The following is a 17,779-nucleotide window of genomic DNA, read 5'->3' on the forward strand; positions in this document are numbered from 1 at the left end:
TCTCGTGTGTGACAAGTTGGCCAGCGATGCTGGTGGTTTTTTTATGAATCTTATCGAATATACCATTACTTGCCCCCTTAGCACAGACGTCACTGTTTATTTTTAGAACAAACTTAGAGCTTTTGGGTCTAGTTTCAGATTAAGGAGCGATAAGCGCGCGATACTAAATTGGCTTTTAGAAATTGGGTCGCTTCACTTTCAGGCAAAGGCCTAGAGAATAAATACCCCTGCGCAATATCACAATTTAAATTCTGCAAATATTGCAGTTGTTGCTCAGTTTCAATCCCTTCAGCCACCACACTCATGCCCATGGCTTTGCCCATAGCAATCATGGCACTAACAATGGCTTCTTGTTTGGTATTCCCAATTTTAGAAACAAAGCTACGGTCTATTTTTAAACTGTCAATTGGGAAGTCTGTTAAGTAAGAAAGTGAAGAATAGCCTGTACCAAAATCATCTAAGGCGATATGAATATCACGTTGTTTAATTTCATCTAATAAAGACTTCACGGTTGTGGAGTTTTCCACTAAAGAGGATTCGGTAATTTCTAATTCTAAGCTTGCACCTGAAATTTGATAGGTATTAATCGCATCATCTAAATCTTGCAGCAATTGACCACGTTGCAGTTGTTGTGCAACTACATTAACCGATACTTGGATATGATCAAAACCTAACAGATTCCATTCACGAATTTGCTTGGCAGTTTGTTGAATTACAACCCGACCAATATCGGAAATTAAACTGGTTTGTTCTGCAATAGGAATAAATAGGTTGGGTGGAATAATGCCTTTGGTTGGATGCTGCCAGCGCACCAATGCTTCAAACCCGATCACCTGATAATTATGGAAATCAATTTTAGGTTGATAATATACAATTAATTCATCATTTTTAATGGCTTGGCGTAATTCACGCTCTAAATGCACATCTTGTTCTAGCAGTTTGGTGTTGTCTAAAGCGTAATATTTAACGGTATTACCACCCAAACGCTTGGCTTCAGACAAGGCTTGTTCTGCACAATTATTCAGATAATCCAGCTGGCGTCCATGTTCAGGATAGAGGGAAACCCCCATCGACAGGGTAATAATATGTTCTTGTCCCTGCACATTAAACGGCAAATTAAAGGCTTTGGTGATGCGTTCACAGTGCTGCTGTATAGAAGGGCGAATATGAGAAATTTCATACACAATTGCAAAATCATCGCCATTTAAGTGCGCGACAAACAGCGCTTCGGCATTGGTGATGCGTAAACGCTGCGCCACTTGACGGAGTAATTCATCGCCACCATTATTGCTTAAATATTCATTTAAAGGTCTGAAACGGTCAATATTGAGTCGAATGACCGCCAATTGCTGCAATGAATCTTGCTGCGAAATAAGATATTGATGTAGTTGATAATTATAGTAAAAGCGATTAGGCAAGTCGGTCAGTGGGTCGTAATTTTCTAAATAGGATAGACGCTGTTCTTGTAATTTATGTTCGGTTAAATCAGACACAATCCCAATATAATTAATAATGCGGTTTTGCTCATCGGTGACGGCATTGATATGCACACGAACTGCGAGTTCTTTACCAGAGCGGAATCTTGTATTCATTTCAGCATCATATTTACCTGTGCTGAGCAATTGTTGAAGAATTTCTTCTTGCGTAATGCGTTGATGTGCTTTGTGGGACTCGACCAAATCAAACAGATATTTGCCTAAAATATGGTCGCGTTTAAATCCGCTCATTTGAGCATAGAATGGGTTGGCTTCAATATAACGTAAGTTTTCATCTAAAATAAAAATACCTTCGGCTGCCTGTTCAAGTACGCTGGCAGTGAGTTTTAAGCGCTCTTGTCCAATTCGTTCTTGGTGAATGTCACGGCGAATCCCCACCATGCGCAAAGGTTTATTGGTGACAGGATCACGCTCAATCACCCGACCAATATCATGCACCCAATACCATTGACCTGAACTATGTTGTACGCGATATGTGGCTTGATAGCGTTCAGTTAGACCCCGTAAATGTTGTTTCATGGTTTGGTGAAAGTGCGGAATATCATCAGGGTGAATCAGTTGCTGTAATTTATTCCGATGCTGTTTGGTATTCTCTAAACGAGTTTGCTGTGCGCCACTACCAAAGACAATACTGCGTTGCCGTATATTCCAGTCCCATGCTTTTAGACCTGCGGCTTCATGCGCTAAAATTAAACTATGTTGTTGATTGATTAAATCTTGGTGCGTTTGTTCTAAGTCAAAGGTACGTTCTCTTACTTTTTGTTCTAGCATTTGATTGTTAAATTGCAGTTGAAGTTCAATATCTTTGGACTTGTTCATTTCAACTTGTAATTGTTGGCAGAGTTGATCTGTCCAGCCGACTTGTTGCTCTGCGGCTTTTTTGAGTTGGTCGTTCTTAAAATAGACGCTCGATAAACGACGATGCATGTGCATTGAAGTATTGGCACAAATCAGTAAGGTAATTAAGGCAAAATTTGTCGCGAGAAAAAAGAAAGCGGAAGTTTCGGAGTGAACTAAAAACTGTGCGACAATATAGGGTGTAATCACTGGAATGAATACCCAGCAAAAATAACTCAAGCGCTGCGTTAAAAAGGTGAGGGCAAAGGTTTGACTCACAATAATTAATAAGGCCGCTAAAATAATCGCTTCATAGTTGCTCAGTTCAGGGTTTTGCTGAGGTAAAAAGTAATACAGTAAACTTACCCCAACCGCGATTGCTGTTCCGATCAAGAAACACACCAATTTTAACCAACGATGTGCTTGTTGGAGTTGATATTGTCCCACTTTAAAGTGAATTGCTGTGAGCAGTAAACACGAACCAATGGTCAGTTCAGTGAGAATAAACCAGATATTGAAGTAAGGTGATGAATGTGAGAAAGAAATTTGATAAATAAAAAACACATACAGGCAAACAATCAGGATGCTGACCAAAAAGAATCGAATAAGCCGAATGGTATTGGTGATTTGCGCAGCATCTAAGTATTGCTGCAACAATTCATCTTGAGCGTCTGACATACTTCCCCAAAATCTAGTTAAATGATTCCATCATTTATATTTTTAAATAACATCACTTTCATGCATAAAATATTGCTGTTTTGTGTTTAAATTTTATGCAAATTTTTTAATATATTGTTCGAGATTAATCCTGTACTTTATAAATTGCAATGTTATTGGCAATCGATTTCTGTAAAAACGGATAAATTACTCAGCCAAGCGATAATTTAAGAGAGCTAAAGCAACCACAGGTGCGGTTTCAGTGCGTAATACCCGAGTACCAATACACCAGTTTTGAAAGCCAACCGCATTGGCAGCGCTAATTTCTGTTTCGCTTAAACCACCTTCAGGCCCAATTAATAAAGCCAAATCTTTACTGACATTGTTTAGCACATCTACTTGATCTTTATTCGGTGCTAACACTAATTTGGTGGTAGGAAGAAGGTCACTATTCAGCCAGTCCTCTAAACGTAGTGGGGCTAAAATTTTCGGTACGATATTCATGCCACATTGTTCACAGGCTGCAATGGCAATGCCTTGCCAATGATCTAATTTTTTTTGATCGCGGTCATATTTTAAGCGCATTTCACAGCGTTCAGAGGTGAGCAACTGAATGTTAGTCACGCCAAGCTCTACCGCTTTTTGAATCGCATAATCCATACGATCGCCTTTGCTCATTACTTGTCCTAATAAGGCGCTAAAGCTTGGGATGCGATTGTCTGGATTAAAACTTTTAATCTGCACTTGCGCTGTTTTTTTGGTAACTTCAACCAGTTCCACTTCATATTCACCACCTTGCCCATTGAACAAGGTGGCGGTTTCACCGACTTGTGCGCGTAGTACTTTCACCCAGTGATGAAATACTGTTTCAGTCAGTTCAACTTGCGTATCTACTGCTAATTCAGCCTCAATATAAAAACGGGGCATAGGGATTACTCGTTCAAGTCAATAAATATGAAAAATACAGCTTAAGCCAAACCAAGATCTGTCACTAATTGACGAGTCGGTTCGGTGTTGTTCATGGTGTAAAAATGCAAACTTGGTGCACCACCTGCAATCAGGCGTTCGCACAGTTTAATAATCACTTCATGACCAAAGGCTTTGATTGAAGCTGTGTCATCACCATAGGTTGCTAATTGCTTACGAATCCAGCGTGGAATTTCTGCACCTGTACCATCTGCAAAGCGAATTAAATTGCTGGCATTGGTAATCGGCATAATGCCAGGCGCAACAGGAATATTCACACCTTGCTTTTGAATACGTTCTACAAAGTAAAAGTACGCATCTGGATTAAAAAAGAACTGGGTGATGGCAGCATTGGCACCAGCATTTACTTTGGTGACAAAGTTTTTAATGTCTTGATCAAAGTGGTCTGCTTGTGGATGCATTTCAGGATAAGCCGCAACTTCAATGTGAAAATGATCACCTGAATGTTCACGAATAAAACGCACCAAGTCAGACGCATACGGCAATTCGCCTAAACCAACTTGACCTGAAGGTAAATCACCACGCAAAGCCACAATGCGGTCAATGCCTTGTGCTTTATAAATATCAAGCAATTCAGCAATACGCGCTTTGTCATCACCAATACAAGACAGGTGCGGCGCTACAGGTGTGCCTTTGCCATTGAAGTCGCTAATGGTCGATAAAGTACGTTCACGAGTAGAACCACCTGCACCATAAGTGATAGAAAAAAACTCTGGATTTAAAAGTTGTAATTCTTGATGCACAACTTTGAGTTTTTCTGCACCTACATCGGTTTTAGATGGGAAAAATTCAAATGAAATAGGAACTTGTTTGGTCATGATTCAATCCTTGTTATAAATACTTATTTATATTTTTTCACCTCTCCTAAATCCTCTCTTGCGCTGGGTTTAAAAGCAGTGCTTTAAACTTGCTCAGGAGAGGACTTACCCTCGAATACATTCATTAAACAATGAATCATTCCCTCTCCCTATGAGAGAGGGTTAGGGAGAAGGATTAAAAACTTAGTATTTATAAGCATCCGATTTAAACGGACCTTCAACAGCTACACCTAAGTAGTCCGCTTGTACTTGAGTCAATTGTGTTAATACACCACCAAAACCAGCAACCATTGCAGCAGCAACTTCTTCGTCTAGTTTTTTCGGTAAGATTTCAACACGAATTGCCGCTTGTTTTTGATCGGCAGGAAGATCGGCAAATTTCTCTGCAAATAAGTGCATTTGTGCCAATACTTGGTTAGCAAATGAACCATCCATAATACGTGATGGGTGACCTGTTGCGTTACCCAAGTTCACTAAACGACCTTCAGAAAGCAAGATTAAATAATCGTTTTCGTTTTCTGAACGATACACTTGGTGTACTTGTGGCTTCACTTCAACCCACTTATAACCACGTAAGTAGTTGGTGTCGATTTCAGTATCGAAGTGACCAATGTTACATACAACAGCGCCTGCTTTAAGTGTATCTAGCATTGCTGCGTCGCACACGTGATAGTTACCTGTTGTAGTCACAATCAAGTCAGTATTTTCTAAAAGCTCTAGGTTGACGTCTGCTTTATTGCCTGTTTGTACGCCATTCTTGTACGGAGATACAACTTCGTAACCATCCATACATGCTTGCATTGCACAAATTGGGTCAATTTCAGAAACACGAACAATCATGCCTTCTTGACGTAAAGATTGTGCAGAACCTTTACCTACATCACCATAACCAATAACCAATGCACGACGACCAGACAATAACATGTCTGTACCACGTTTAATCGCATCGTTGAGTGAGTGACGGCAACCGTATTTATTGTCGTTTTTAGATTTAGTCACAGAGTCGTTGACGTTAATTGCAGGCACTTTTAAAGAACCATCTTTCCACATTTCAATTAGACGTTGTACGCCCGTAGTGGTTTCTTCAGTAATGCCGTGAATGCGCTCTAATAATGCAGGATATTTTTCGTGAACAAGTGCAGTTAAGTCACCGCCATCGTCCAAAATCATGTTGGCATCCCATGGTGTGCCATTTACATTAATTTGTTGTTCAAGACACCATACATATTCTTCTTCAGTTTCGCCTTTCCAAGCAAAAACAGGCACACCTGAAGCAGCAATTGCTGCAGCAGCGTGGTCTTGAGTAGAGAAGATGTTACAAGAAGTCCAACGAACTTCTGCGCCCAATTCAACTAGCGTTTCAATTAAAACAGCAGTTTGAATGGTCATGTGGATACAGCCGAGAATTTTCGCGCCTGCAAGAGGTTTTGCAGCTGAGTAGCGCTTACGCAAACCCATAAGGGCTGGCATTTCTGCTTCTGCAAGTTTGATTTCTTTACGACCAAAATCAGCTAGTGTGATATCGGCAACTTTATAATCTGTAAATGAAGCATTAACCGCGTTCATCACGATCTCCTTATAAAAAACAATTGATCATTCAGTTCGCGGATGCCGTTTCTTGCATAGCAAACGCGTTGCTATGCTGGTCGAGCCTGGCGATTTTACATTTCGTGCCTGTAAAACGTCGCAGCATCCCTCGACTAGCGCGATATTGTACTTGGAAATTGATTCAGTTCCAATCATGTTTTGTTTATTATCACTACAAACATATTTTTGAGATTGAATGATGGCTTTAGAGCTTCCTCAAGAGTTGGCAAATTTAGAAGCCAACGGCGGGATTTACGCAGTGTGGATGTTGCTACGACACTTAGGAATTGATGCCGATATTCAACAATTGATTGAAGTGTGTGGTTATACGCCAGAGCAGGGCACAACCACAATTGGCTTGGCTGTTGGACTGAAAAAGTTTGGCTTTAATGTGCAGTTTTATACTGACCCTGACCCAGATTTACAAGATGCAGAAAAGTTAAGTTATGCCGAAGCTAAACAGCTTAAATTGCCTGTATTGGCGGCAATCGGCTATCAGCAAATTCAGCACGCATTTGATGAAAATAAATTTATAATTGTCTATTACGACACTTTAGAAGGCGTGGGCAATCACTCATTGCTATATTCAATTGATGATGCTGAAATTTGTTTCTTTGACAGTTTTGAGCCGATGCCTGCGGCTGTGTTTGAACAACAGCGTCAGCAAGAGGGCATTTGCAGACAAGTAATTGTGGTCGAAGTCTAAGTGTTATTCAAAGTCTAAGCTTTATTCAATGACGATTCGAGTCATGCAAAAAATTGTCTAGCCCATCAATTGATTGGCTAGACAAAGGGATTACTCCGCTGCGTCTGCTTTTTGTGTCCAATATTCAGCTTTATTTTCGTCAGCATCTACACCCAAAGCATTTGCATAAATAAAAGCAAGGTCTCGCATGGCTTGTACTTCGCCCAATTCTGCTGCTTGCTGTACCAATGCCACAGAGCGAGCGACATCTTGTTCAACCACATCACCACGACGGTAGTAGCCTGCCAACTCTAAAATAGCGGCAGGGTGTTGTGCATCACTGGCTTTTTTGAGCCAGACAAAAGCATCTTCAAAATGTTGTTTGGCATCTTCAGGGTCATCTTCTAGAACATCTTTGGCATATACGGTATAGCCTTCACCAAGCCAATACATGGCTTCGATATGTCCGTTTGCGGCAGCTTTGAGCGCCCATTGTTCGGCAAGTTCAATATCTTCATTAAAATCGCTTTGCATATACAGCACCGCCACTTCAAATTGGGCATCGGCTTGTCCTGCAATGGCGCGGTTCATTAGCGCAGGGGAGATTGAAACAGATTCTGACATAATGTCATCCAGCAAAATTACAACATAAGATTGTGCGATAGCCTAAAAGGTCTGCTGGGAAAAAGCCATCTTCGGTGTGATTTTTTTTAAAAAATTAGGGTTAATTGATCATGCGTTTATGCAGACAATAACAAAAAATCACTTGAGCCATATCGTCAAGTTTCAATATGCTGAATGTTAAACATGGTCATAATGAGAACAATAAGATGGCAAATTTTTTAACTGCTGAACAAGCAAAAGTTTATTCAGATCATGCCAAGCTAGATATTGAATTATATAAGCAGCGTTTGGCGTCTTTAATCGAAGAGAATGCCAAGCAGGGCAATACCGCAGTTTTTACTGTGCTGCCAAAACATTTACCTTTAGAAGATATTCGAAATTTATCGGCACAGCTGACTGATTTGGGTTATCAGGTGCGCTTTGAGTTAAATGAGTTCTTTTATAGCTTTAATGTGTATTGGATTTAAAACTCAACTCTACCGACATTTCACCAAATAGTTTTAGTGAAATGTCGAGCGTTTATATTTTTTGATTTAGATTGCGTTTAAGTATTTGCAGTATGTTCTGCCAAAACTTCCAACGCTGCGCGAAAAGCTTCCTGAGTTGCAGGTGCGCCACAATAAGGCAAGCTGTGTAACAAGACTTCCTGAATTTCTTCGACACTTGCCCCGTTATTTAGCGCACCACGAATATGTCCTTTAAGCTCTGTCGGGCTTTTTAAAGCAGTTAAAAAGGCGATAGTAATTAAGGAACGATATTTGCGTGGTAACACACCTTCACGTTGCCAAGTTGAACCCCATGCATGTTCATTAATCCAGTCCTGCAAAGGTTGGGTAAATGGTACAGTGTTGTCCTGTGCGCGTTTTACAAAGCTTTCGCCCATGACTTCAGTGCGAACTTTTAAGCCATTGTCATAGTCTTGTTGTGACATTTTACTATCCCTGTTTTATTGTTTGAGCTCGGTGTATAGATTAACAATTTATGGCGATGACACCATGCGCACTTGGTCGTAGACCATCAAAAAATATTCACATCTATCTATTTTTAATATATCCACAAGGTATAAAAAAACCCGAACATAAAGTCGGGGCTGTTTTAGCTTTATCGCAAATTTTGAAATAAGCGAGTGTTAAGCTTCAATGGTTTGCACGCTAATTTTTTTAGCAGGGTCGGCTTTACGACGTACTGTTGGTACAGGTTCACCATAATATTGACGGTCTGCAAAATAACTTGAACGTACCATTGGCGCAGCCCAAATATTTTTAAAACCTAACTTTTGACCATGCGCTGTATAACGCTCAAATTCTTCAGGTGTTACAAAGCGGTCAATTGGCGCATGTTCTTTAGATGGCTGTAAATATTGACCAATGGTCACATAATCTACATCGTGCGCTTTAAGATCATCTAACAGTGCAATAACTTCTTCTTCAGATTCTCCAATACCTACCATCAAACCGCATTTGGTTGGAATATCTGGGCAATATTCTTTAAACATTTTCAGCAAGTTCAAAGAGTGCTGATAGTCTGAACCCGGACGCATGGCTTTATATAAGCGTGGCACAGTTTCAATGTTGTGGTTAAAAACATCTGGCGGACATTCGGTCATAATGCGTAGTGCAATATCCATACGACCACGGAAGTCTGGCACCAAAATTTCTAACAACGTATTTGGGCTTAAAGAGCGGGCTTCTTTAATACAATCGACAAAATGTTGTGCACCACCATCTAACAAGTCATCACGGTCTACAGAGGTGATCACGGCATATTTTAAGCCTAAGTTGGCAATGGTTTCTGCCATGTGACGAGGTTCTTCAGGATCTAGTGCATTTGGACGACCATGCGCAACATCACAGAACGGGCAGCGACGGGTACAAATATCACCCATGATCATAAAGGTTGCTGTACCACCACCAAAGCATTCTGGAAGGTTTGGACAAGCGGCTTCTTCACAAACGGTGTGCAATTTTTGCTGACGCAAAGTGGTTTTAATACGTTGAACTTCTTCTGGTGCCGTCATTTTGACCCGAATCCAGTCAGGTTTACGAGGCGTTTCAACCGTAGGAACAACTTTTACAGGAATACGTGCGACTTTTTCAGCACCACGAAGTTTGACACCCTGTTCTGGTTTACGGTTTGCAGACATATTCAACTTTTCCACTGTTTTTGAAAGGGGAGAGATTTAGTGTAGGCTAGATTTTACGTGAAATAGAGTCTGATTAAACCGAATCTAAGTGCAAAAGTAAAATGTCACCTTAACTTCATCATAAGACGGTTATTATAACGAAATTGTGCTTAAATTGGGTAAAAACGATATTCATATAAAAAATGTGGTTATCACGTAATATATGCACAGTAAATACAGAAAATTCAAAAGATTTACGTCATAATATAGCCCATTGAAAAGACAGATTTAAAGAAAAGGAGCGTTGAATGCCACGTAAAAAAGAGGTCGTTAGTGGAACTTTCGTGAAGTACGATGCGGTTGTTCTCGGTTCAGGCCCTGCGGGTGAAGGCGCGGCAATGAAACTTGCCAAATCTGGTAAGCGTGTTGCGATTGTAGATGTTCGTGAGCAGCTTGGCGGTAACTGTACCCATGTGGGTACCATTCCAAGTAAAGCATTGCGTCAGACAGTGTCGAATATTATCCGTTATCGCCGTGACCCAATGTTTAAAAAAATGGGCGATTGGCGTCAGTTCACCATGAAGCAAGTGTTGCAAAGTGCGCATAAAGTTATTCAGCAGCAAGTTGAAACGCACTCTCGCTTTTATGACCGTAATGAAATTGCGATTTATCATGGTCGTGCTTATATCCAAGATAAAAATACGGTCTTGGTATTTGGTGCAGATGGCATTAAAGAAACCATTATGTGTCAGCAAATTGTGATTGCGACAGGTAGCCGTCCATATCGTCCAGAAATGTTGGATTTCAACCATCCACGTGTATTTGATTCAGACAAAATTTTGGATTTGGATTTCTCGATTCAAAAAATTATTATTTATGGCGCGGGTGTGATTGGTTGTGAATATGCATCCATCTTCATTGGTTTAGATCATAAAGTTGATTTGATTAATACTCAGCACAAATTGCTCAGCTATTTGGATGATGAAATTTCAGATGCCTTGTCATATCACTTGCGTGCGCAAGGGGTGCTGATTCGCCACAATGAGCAAATTGATCATTTAGAAACTTTTGATGATCATGTGGTTTTATATTTGCAAAGTGGCAAGAAAATCAAAGCCGATGCGATTTTGTGGTGTAACGGTCGTTCGGGTAATACCGATGGTTTAGGTCTTGAAAATGTCGAACTTAAGCCAAACAGCCGTGGTCAGTTAACAGTCAATGATCAATATCAAACCGAAGTAGAGAATATTTATGCTGCGGGCGATGTAATTGGTTGGCCTTCGTTAGCATCAGCTGCCTATGACCAAGGTCGTTGCGCGGGTGCAAATATGAGTGGCGAAGAAAATGTTGCGCCTGTGACCGATATTCCAACAGGTATTTATACCATTCCAGAAATTTCTTCGATTGGTAAAACTGAGCAGGAATTGACGGAAGAAAAAATTCCTTATGAAGTTGGTCAGGCATCTTTCCGTCATTTAGCGCGTGCGCAAATTACGGGTGATACAGTGGGTGAATTGAAGATTTTATTCCACCGTGACACTTTAGAAGTATTGGGTGTGCATTGCTTTGGTAATAATGCGGCAGAGATTATCCACATTGGTCAGGCGGTGATGAACAGCCCGAACAATACAATTAAGTATTTTGTTGAAACAACATTTAACTATCCGACCATGGCTGAAGCTTACCGTGTAGCAACTTTAAATGGTATGAATCGTTTATTCTAAGTTGCTGCAATATTGCTTAAAGTTCATTAAAAAAGAACCCGTAAAGTTTAGGCTTTACGGGTTTTCTTATTCTAAGTTGTTCGTTTGTTATTTTAGTTTTGGCGCATCTTTTTATTTGAGTCCAATAGTGGCGTGCTGCCTTTTAACATGAGTAGCAAGATTAAAATGGCCGGCTACCCGCCAAACTTATTCTTTTAAGTAAGCGCCGTTGCTCGGCAGGGAATGGCTCCCTAGAGTGTAAGGTCACTTGATTGTCCCAAAATACCAAATCCCTTTGTTCCCAATGATGCGTGTAGCGGAAGGCTGGCTTTAAAATATGTGCGCGGAGCCGAGCAATTAATTCACTACCTGCCTGATCGTCATAATTGAGCAACTCAACTTCAGAATGGGTGTTCAGCCAAAGGGCTTTACGTCCAGTTTCAGGATGGACTCTCACCAAAGGGTGTGGATAGCCATGACCAACAATAGGTTGATCATGAAAACGATACAGCGGCGAATTACCATAGCTACCCGTTGCAGTCGTATTTTGCGCACGAACAAAAGGGTTGTATGTAATGAGTTGAAGGTGATTAATTTCCGCTTTGGTGGTTTCATCTAAGGCATCGTAGGCTTTAATGGTGTTGTACCACGTAGTTTGTCCGCCTTGTTTTGGAATTTCTATGGCATACAGCAGCGAGGCAAAAGAGGGTAGAGGTGTCCATTGATGGTCTGCATGCGGTTTGAGTTCTGCATGTCCCGTATAATCACCTTGTCCAACAGCATTAGATACCGGTACAACATCGGGCGGTGTGCCTGTGTCGGCTTGACTGCCTAAAACAGGATTGTCTGAACTTGGACGGAAAATAGAACCAAAGTAACTGGCAAATGCTAAATACTGTAAATCATCTAGCTGTTGTTGTTTAAATATCAAAACTAGATGTTGTGCCAAAGCTTGTTTTAGACGATAAATTGTTGCCCCTGTTTGGGATTTTTTCGTATCTAGTCCTGTCACGACAGCACCTAAGGCAGCACCTGCTAAAGGTTGTATTTGAATATCATTAGGATTTTGTAATGAATCGGCTTGATGCCAACGTGGTGCATCATGAATCGCTTGAGAAAGTGGGCTTAGACTGCTCATTGGGTTTTACTCTTTCTTGGTATATGGTCAAGAAAATTTAAGTAAAAACAGCCATCAGATAAAATTAAAAGAAATGCTAAGCTTATGAAAATATTATCTTTTTAAATAAATGTTTGATCTTGAACCATTTAACTTATTTTGCATAGATTTGCTGTTTAAATGCAATCTAGTCAATGGAGCAAGTTATATAAGTTACTCCTTCAGTATTGAATACATTGATAAAGAGATCGAGTGACGCAGACAATTAATGTGCGCAGAATGCCTGATTAAAATACTCAAACAGTTGAGGCGTTTGCATCCATAAAAAAATTGAAAAGACGAGCAGGGCAATAACCGCCAGCGCGAGCAGCACTTTAAAATTAAATAAAGAATTAGTCATGAATGACGTGCTCCTCATTGACCCAGAAATGCACCAAGACCGCAAACGCACTTAAAGCAATAGAAACAATCCAGATAGCATTATAGTTACCTGTCAGATCGTGGTTTAAACCGCCAAGCCATCCACCAAAAAATGAGCCGACTTGGTGTGTAAAAAACACAATGCCACTGAGCATGGTCAGGTATTTAATCCCAAACATATTTGCCACAATACCATTGGTTAAAGGCACTGTAGATAACCACAACAAACCCATAATGATCCCGAATGCATAAATTGTCCAGATGCTTAAAGGCAGGATTAAAAAGGCGATAATGGCAATACCGCGTAGTCCGTAAAGCCACATCAGCAAGTGTGGTTTGGAATAGCGACCACCTAACCAACCCGCCGTATAAGTGCCTACAATATTAAATAAACCCACGAGTGCTAGAAAAACTGTGCCTGTGGTTGCATTAAAGCCATGATCGATTAAGTAGCTAGGTAAGTGAATCCCGATAAACACCACTTGAAAACCACAGACAAAAAAGCCCAAAGCTAAAAACCAAAAGGGTTTATGGTTTTTGGCAATCACCAAAACTTGTTTAAAGCCTAAAGCGGGTTGGCTGACTGAACTTGCATTAGGGTTTTGATACATGGGTGCTTTGAGCATCCATGCCAAAGGAACAATCAAGACAATTAAAATCGCACTGACAATTAATGCGCCCGACCAACCTACACTTTGTAATAACAATAAGGTCGATGGCAACATGATAAATTGCCCAAACGAGCCTGCAGCACTGGCAATACCCATTGCAAGGCTACGCTTTTCTGGTGGAGCTGCACGACCCACTGCAGAAAGTAATACTGGGAATGATGTCGCAGAAAGAGCCAATCCTAAAATTAAACCCACACTTAAATTTAGCAATAACCCAGTCGAGCTGACGGCCATGAGCAATAAGCCGAGTGCATACAGTGCACCACCAACTGCAACTACAATTTTACTGCCGTATTTGTCTGCAAAAGCACCTGTGATGGGTTGGACTGCACCCCAAATCAGGTTTTGCATGGCAATGGCTAAACTAAAGACATTATGTCCCCAGCCAAATTCATGGCTCATCGGTACCAAATACAAACCAAATGCATGCCGAACCCCAAGCGATAATGCCAAAATAATGGCACTTCCAATTAACATATAAATTAGAGGTTTGGAAAATTGAGCATTCGACATAAGGCATCCACGTATGGCTAACAGCTTGTTATGGTAGTCGATTCAGCCGCAGATCGCGATAAAATAAAATTCATCAAATGATAAAATTTGGTTATAGATATTAGTTTGAATATTCTAAGTAAAAAATGATCATGAGCTACAAGCCAAATGGATATTGAAAAATCCTTCTCCCTGTGGGAGAAGGATTAAGTGAAGGGGATTATCGTCTTAAATAGGACTGATCAAAGACTGCTATTAATGCTTAAAAACGCATACCAAAACCTGCATAGGCAATCACTGGATTCACTTCAATATCTGCTTTAGAGTGAATTAATTCGCCGTGTTTGGCATCGGTCACCGTAATGGTGGTTTCATTTTTAAGGTGTGCATAAGATAGTGAGCCAACTGCAAACCATTTTTCATTGAAGTCATAGGTAAAACCTACAGTCGCAACTGGCGCAAACGCATCGGTCGCATCTAACTCAACTTTAGGATTGGCTGAACTTGGCTTGCTTTCTAAAGATGCGCCTGATTTTCCTTCTTTAATATTGGCAATCATGTGACCTGAAGCAATTAAGTCCTGCTCAGTACGTGGATTAATTTCTAATTCATTGAAATAGGCATACATCAAACCGACGCCAACATAGGGGCGAAATTTATTTACGCCTGTTTTGCCAAAGTGATATTGAAACTCAAATGCAGGTGTCCATGCGCGGGCAGAAGCAGCAGGGCCATGCGCTGCTAAATCGGTAATGAAAATATCATTTTGTAATTCTAGTTCACCCAACGCACCGCCTAATGGACGTGCAATTGCGGAGAAGGGTGCATAAATTTTACCTTTGCCTTGCAAATCAACTTTAGGTGGAATGCCGCCTTTGACTTCAAAGGAAATATTATCGGTAAAGAAATAGTTGCTGATAATACCCAGTGTGGTGACATCATCTGCTTCTAAACCTGTGCCGGGATTATCCCATTGCTCCAAACCTGAAATTGTGGCTTGTCCACTCATGTTGGCAGGTACGGTAGGCAGTAAATTTAATGCTCCGCTTAATAATACGGGTGGCTCAAAACCGTCACGTAAATTATCTCTTACAGTTTGAGATTGAACCTCACCGACATCGGCTGTGTAGCCGTTGTGAATGGCTGTATTGACCCGAAAAGGTTGTGCTTTGCCTTGTGGCATAACGTGCAGCGCACCTACCGAAACAGAAAAGCGTTTAAAACCATCACCATCTTTTAAACTAAAATAAGGTGAGTTGGCATAACTGATGACTGGCAAACTACTCAGTGCCAAACAGCATAGTGTTTTTTTCATTGTGGAACTCCATGTCCAATTTTGCTTGTTGTTATTTACGGCATTGTTATGCAAGGCATTATGAAATGGACTGGAAAAATAAAACTGTTGTTTTTACAAGATATTTTTTTAAACTTTTGTGAATAACTGGAAAAGTGTGCAGATGTTTTGTTAAATCCAAAACTGTTGAATACGTGAAAATGCTTGTTTTATTGGATGGCTTTAAAGTTCTATTGGTTTGAAATAAAAAGATTTTATAGAAATTGTATGCGTTGAAATTAATAAAAAAGACCAGTCGGAACTGATCTTTTTGACATACGGGTTAAATTTTTAGCCAATGACAGATTTTGGCTGCAAACACGTTATGCAGTAAAGCGTGATAAATCTTCATCAGGGCGGGCAGTCAGCACTTCCAAGCCATCTTTGGTGACCAAAATGGTGTGTTCAAACTGTGCCGATAATTTGTGGTCTTTGGTCACCACTGTCCATTTATCGCCAAGTAATTTGGTTTGCCATACGCCTGCATTGACCATTGGTTCAATGGTAAAAGTCATACCTTCTTCTAAAATCATGCCTGTGTTGGCTTGACCATAGTGCAATACTTGTGGCTCATCGTGGAAGGTCGTCCCAATACCATGACCGCAATATTCACGCACGACACTAAAGCGTTCAGATTCAACATATTTTTGAATCGCATGACCAATATCACCAATGGTTGAACCGGGTTTAACGGTTGCCATACCGCGATACATCGCTTCTTGGGCAACTTTGCATAAACGATTGGCTAAAATGGAAGTTTCACCACCCACGATATACATCATATTGGTATCGCCGTGGAAACCATCTTTAATGACTGTGACATCAATATTTAAAATATCGCCTTTCTTCAGCACTTTACTTTCTGACGGAATACCGTGACAAACCACATGGTTAACCGATGTGCAAATGGTGTGTTGGAATGCTGGACGACCCGGAGCAGCACCATAACCTAAGCAGGCAGGAATAGCTTGTTGCTGATTGACAATATAGTCATGGCAAATCGTATCCAGTTCGAGCGTAGTAACGCCTGGTTTAACGTGTGCTTTGATCATCTCCAAAACTTCTGCCGCCAGTCGTCCTGCCACGCGCATTTTTTCAATATCTTCTGCGGTTTTGATGAGTCGACGAGGTGCTTGATAAGTTGTGTTCATGATCTTTAAAAACTTTTGGAAATTTGTGTGTGACTATGGTATAAATAGCCGCCCATTTTATCAAATGCTTTTTATGAATATGTTTCAAAGAGCTTGGTAAAAGGGAAATTAAAAATCCGCACATATATCGTCACATTACTCTGGGTGCCCTTTGGGGTGGAGAATGCGGATATATGGAGGCCTAACCCAAACATTTAAGGTAAAGAAAATGGCAGATTACAACGTAAGCATGCGCGACCTTCTTCAAGCTGGCGCACACTTTGGTCACCAAACACGTTTCTGGAACCCAAAGATGCGTCAATACATCTTTGGTGCGCGTAACAAAATTCACATCATCAACCTTGAACACACTGTTCCTGCGTTAAATGATGCTTTGAACTTTGCAAACCAATTGGCTAGCAAAAAGAACAAAGTTTTGTTCGTTGGTACAAAACGTGCTGCTTCTGCAATCATCCGTGAACAAGCTCAACGCGCTGGTCAACCGTATGTAGATCACCGTTGGTTAGGTGGTATGTTGACGAACTGGAAAACACTTCGCCAATCTATCAGCCGTTTAAAAGATCTTCAAGTTCAGTCTACTGACGGTACTTTTGCTAAGCTTACTAAACGTGAAGCTTTAGAGCGTAGCCGTGAAATGGAAAAACTTGAGCGCGCTTTAGGCGGTGTGAAAAACATGGGTGGTTTACCTGACGCATTATTCGTAATTGACGTTGATCACGAAGCAATTGCAATTAAAGAAGCGAAAAACTTAGGTATTCCTGTAATCGGTATCGTTGATACAAACTCTAACCCAGACAACGTAGACTACGTTATTCCGGGTAACGACGATGCGATCCGTGCAGTAACACTTTACGCTTCTTCAATGGCTGATGCGATCATTGCTGGTAAAGAATACGCTCAAACTCAAGCCAATGCTCAAGCAAAAGGCGAAGAAGCTCCTGCTTCTGAGGCTTAATGCGTTTTGACGTAAGCTTGTCATTTTTGCGACATGTGATGGTGGCAAAGTAAGCGTCATGTATGCAGACGGCCCAAGAGACACCCTCTGGGCCGTTTCTGTTAAAAAAAGAATTCATTTTCTA

The 17,779-nt window shown here is 40.7% G+C and carries 16 protein-coding genes; 4 read left to right on the forward strand and 12 right to left on the reverse strand.

The window, feature by feature from the left end:
- Positions 1–134 precede the first annotated feature (134 nt).
- The 4 genes from VF675_RS05605 to ahcY all read right to left on the reverse strand — a co-directional run bounded on the left by VF675_RS05605 (position 135) and on the right by ahcY (position 6,361).
- A complete protein-coding gene (locus VF675_RS05605; RefSeq protein ID WP_440204910.1) occupies positions 135–3,011 on the reverse strand; it encodes a putative bifunctional diguanylate cyclase/phosphodiesterase in 2,877 nt (958 codons plus the stop codon).
- A gap of 186 nt (positions 3,012–3,197) precedes the next feature.
- The gene (locus tag VF675_RS05610; protein ID WP_167846119.1) at positions 3,198–3,917 is read right to left on the reverse strand and encodes a 16S rRNA (uracil(1498)-N(3))-methyltransferase; all 720 of its coding nucleotides are present in this window, start codon (positions 3,915–3,917) and stop codon (positions 3,198–3,200) included.
- A 41-nt stretch (positions 3,918–3,958) separates the two neighbouring features.
- Positions 3,959–4,795 (reverse strand): methylenetetrahydrofolate reductase [NAD(P)H], encoded by an 837-nt coding sequence (gene metF / locus VF675_RS05615; RefSeq protein ID WP_004972760.1) that lies wholly within the window; start codon positions 4,793–4,795, stop codon positions 3,959–3,961.
- Between the two features lie 183 nt (positions 4,796–4,978).
- Entirely contained in the window at positions 4,979–6,361 is a 1,383-nt protein-coding gene (gene ahcY, locus VF675_RS05620; RefSeq protein ID WP_004972762.1) for an adenosylhomocysteinase, read from the reverse strand.
- A gap of 220 nt (positions 6,362–6,581) precedes the next feature.
- On the opposite strand from ahcY, the gene VF675_RS05625 reads away from it, so the two are divergent.
- A complete protein-coding gene (locus VF675_RS05625) occupies positions 6,582–7,088 on the forward strand; it encodes a cysteine peptidase family C39 domain-containing protein (protein ID WP_096902396.1) in 507 nt (168 codons plus the stop codon).
- A 90-nt stretch (positions 7,089–7,178) separates the two neighbouring features.
- On the opposite strand, the gene VF675_RS05630 is transcribed toward VF675_RS05625, so the two are convergent.
- Complete coding sequence (locus VF675_RS05630) at positions 7,179–7,691, reverse strand: tetratricopeptide repeat protein (protein WP_131261573.1); 513 nt, start codon at positions 7,689–7,691, stop codon at positions 7,179–7,181.
- Positions 7,692–7,897: 206 nt separating this feature from the next.
- Between VF675_RS05630 and VF675_RS05635 the strand changes: the two genes are divergently transcribed.
- Positions 7,898–8,158, forward strand: coding sequence for a hypothetical protein (locus tag VF675_RS05635; RefSeq protein ID WP_004972768.1), 261 nt, complete (start codon positions 7,898–7,900; stop codon positions 8,156–8,158).
- 77 nt (positions 8,159–8,235) lie between these two features.
- Here VF675_RS05635 and VF675_RS05640 read toward each other — a convergent pair whose 3' ends face one another.
- Together VF675_RS05640 and lipA are read right to left on the reverse strand one after the other, a co-directional pair.
- The gene (locus VF675_RS05640; protein WP_004972770.1) at positions 8,236–8,622 is read right to left on the reverse strand and encodes a carboxymuconolactone decarboxylase family protein; all 387 of its coding nucleotides are present in this window, start codon (positions 8,620–8,622) and stop codon (positions 8,236–8,238) included.
- Between the two features lie 198 nt (positions 8,623–8,820).
- Complete coding sequence (gene lipA, locus VF675_RS05645) at positions 8,821–9,834, reverse strand: lipoyl synthase (RefSeq protein WP_096902386.1); 1,014 nt, start codon at positions 9,832–9,834, stop codon at positions 8,821–8,823.
- A 287-nt stretch (positions 9,835–10,121) separates the two neighbouring features.
- Here lipA and sthA point away from each other — a divergent pair, with 287 nt between their 5' ends.
- Positions 10,122–11,537: a Si-specific NAD(P)(+) transhydrogenase gene (gene sthA, locus VF675_RS05650; RefSeq protein ID WP_042068765.1), complete on the forward strand. Its 1,416-nt coding sequence runs from the start codon at positions 10,122–10,124 to the stop codon at positions 11,535–11,537.
- A gap of 160 nt (positions 11,538–11,697) precedes the next feature.
- Here sthA and VF675_RS05655 read toward each other — a convergent pair whose 3' ends face one another.
- The 5 genes from VF675_RS05655 to map all read right to left on the reverse strand — a co-directional run bounded on the left by VF675_RS05655 (position 11,698) and on the right by map (position 16,700).
- The gene (locus VF675_RS05655; RefSeq protein WP_131261572.1) at positions 11,698–12,654 is read right to left on the reverse strand and encodes a TauD/TfdA dioxygenase family protein; all 957 of its coding nucleotides are present in this window, start codon (positions 12,652–12,654) and stop codon (positions 11,698–11,700) included.
- Between the two features lie 244 nt (positions 12,655–12,898).
- A complete protein-coding gene (locus VF675_RS05660) occupies positions 12,899–13,033 on the reverse strand; it encodes a hypothetical protein (protein WP_004972778.1) in 135 nt (44 codons plus the stop codon).
- Positions 13,026–14,237, reverse strand: a complete 1,212-nt coding sequence (locus VF675_RS05665) for an MFS transporter (protein WP_179997279.1) — start codon at positions 14,235–14,237, stop codon at positions 13,026–13,028. The genes VF675_RS05660 and VF675_RS05665 overlap by 8 nt, the downstream gene beginning before the upstream one ends.
- Before the next feature lie 241 nt (positions 14,238–14,478).
- Positions 14,479–15,531 (reverse strand): OmpW/AlkL family protein, encoded by a 1,053-nt coding sequence (locus VF675_RS05670; protein WP_416665383.1) that lies wholly within the window; start codon positions 15,529–15,531, stop codon positions 14,479–14,481.
- A gap of 341 nt (positions 15,532–15,872) precedes the next feature.
- Positions 15,873–16,700, reverse strand: a complete 828-nt coding sequence (map, locus tag VF675_RS05675; protein WP_004972787.1) for a type I methionyl aminopeptidase — start codon at positions 16,698–16,700, stop codon at positions 15,873–15,875.
- Positions 16,701–16,908: 208 nt separating this feature from the next.
- Here map and rpsB point away from each other — a divergent pair, with 208 nt between their 5' ends.
- Positions 16,909–17,655, forward strand: coding sequence for a 30S ribosomal protein S2 (rpsB, locus tag VF675_RS05680; protein WP_004972791.1), 747 nt, complete (start codon positions 16,909–16,911; stop codon positions 17,653–17,655).
- The last annotated feature ends 124 nt before the right edge of the window (positions 17,656–17,779 follow it).

Origin of the sequence: Acinetobacter sp. Lyrl_1 (assembly GCF_051948795.1) — a bacterium.
GTDB classification, from domain to species: Bacteria; Pseudomonadota; Gammaproteobacteria; order Pseudomonadales; family Moraxellaceae; genus Acinetobacter; species Acinetobacter towneri.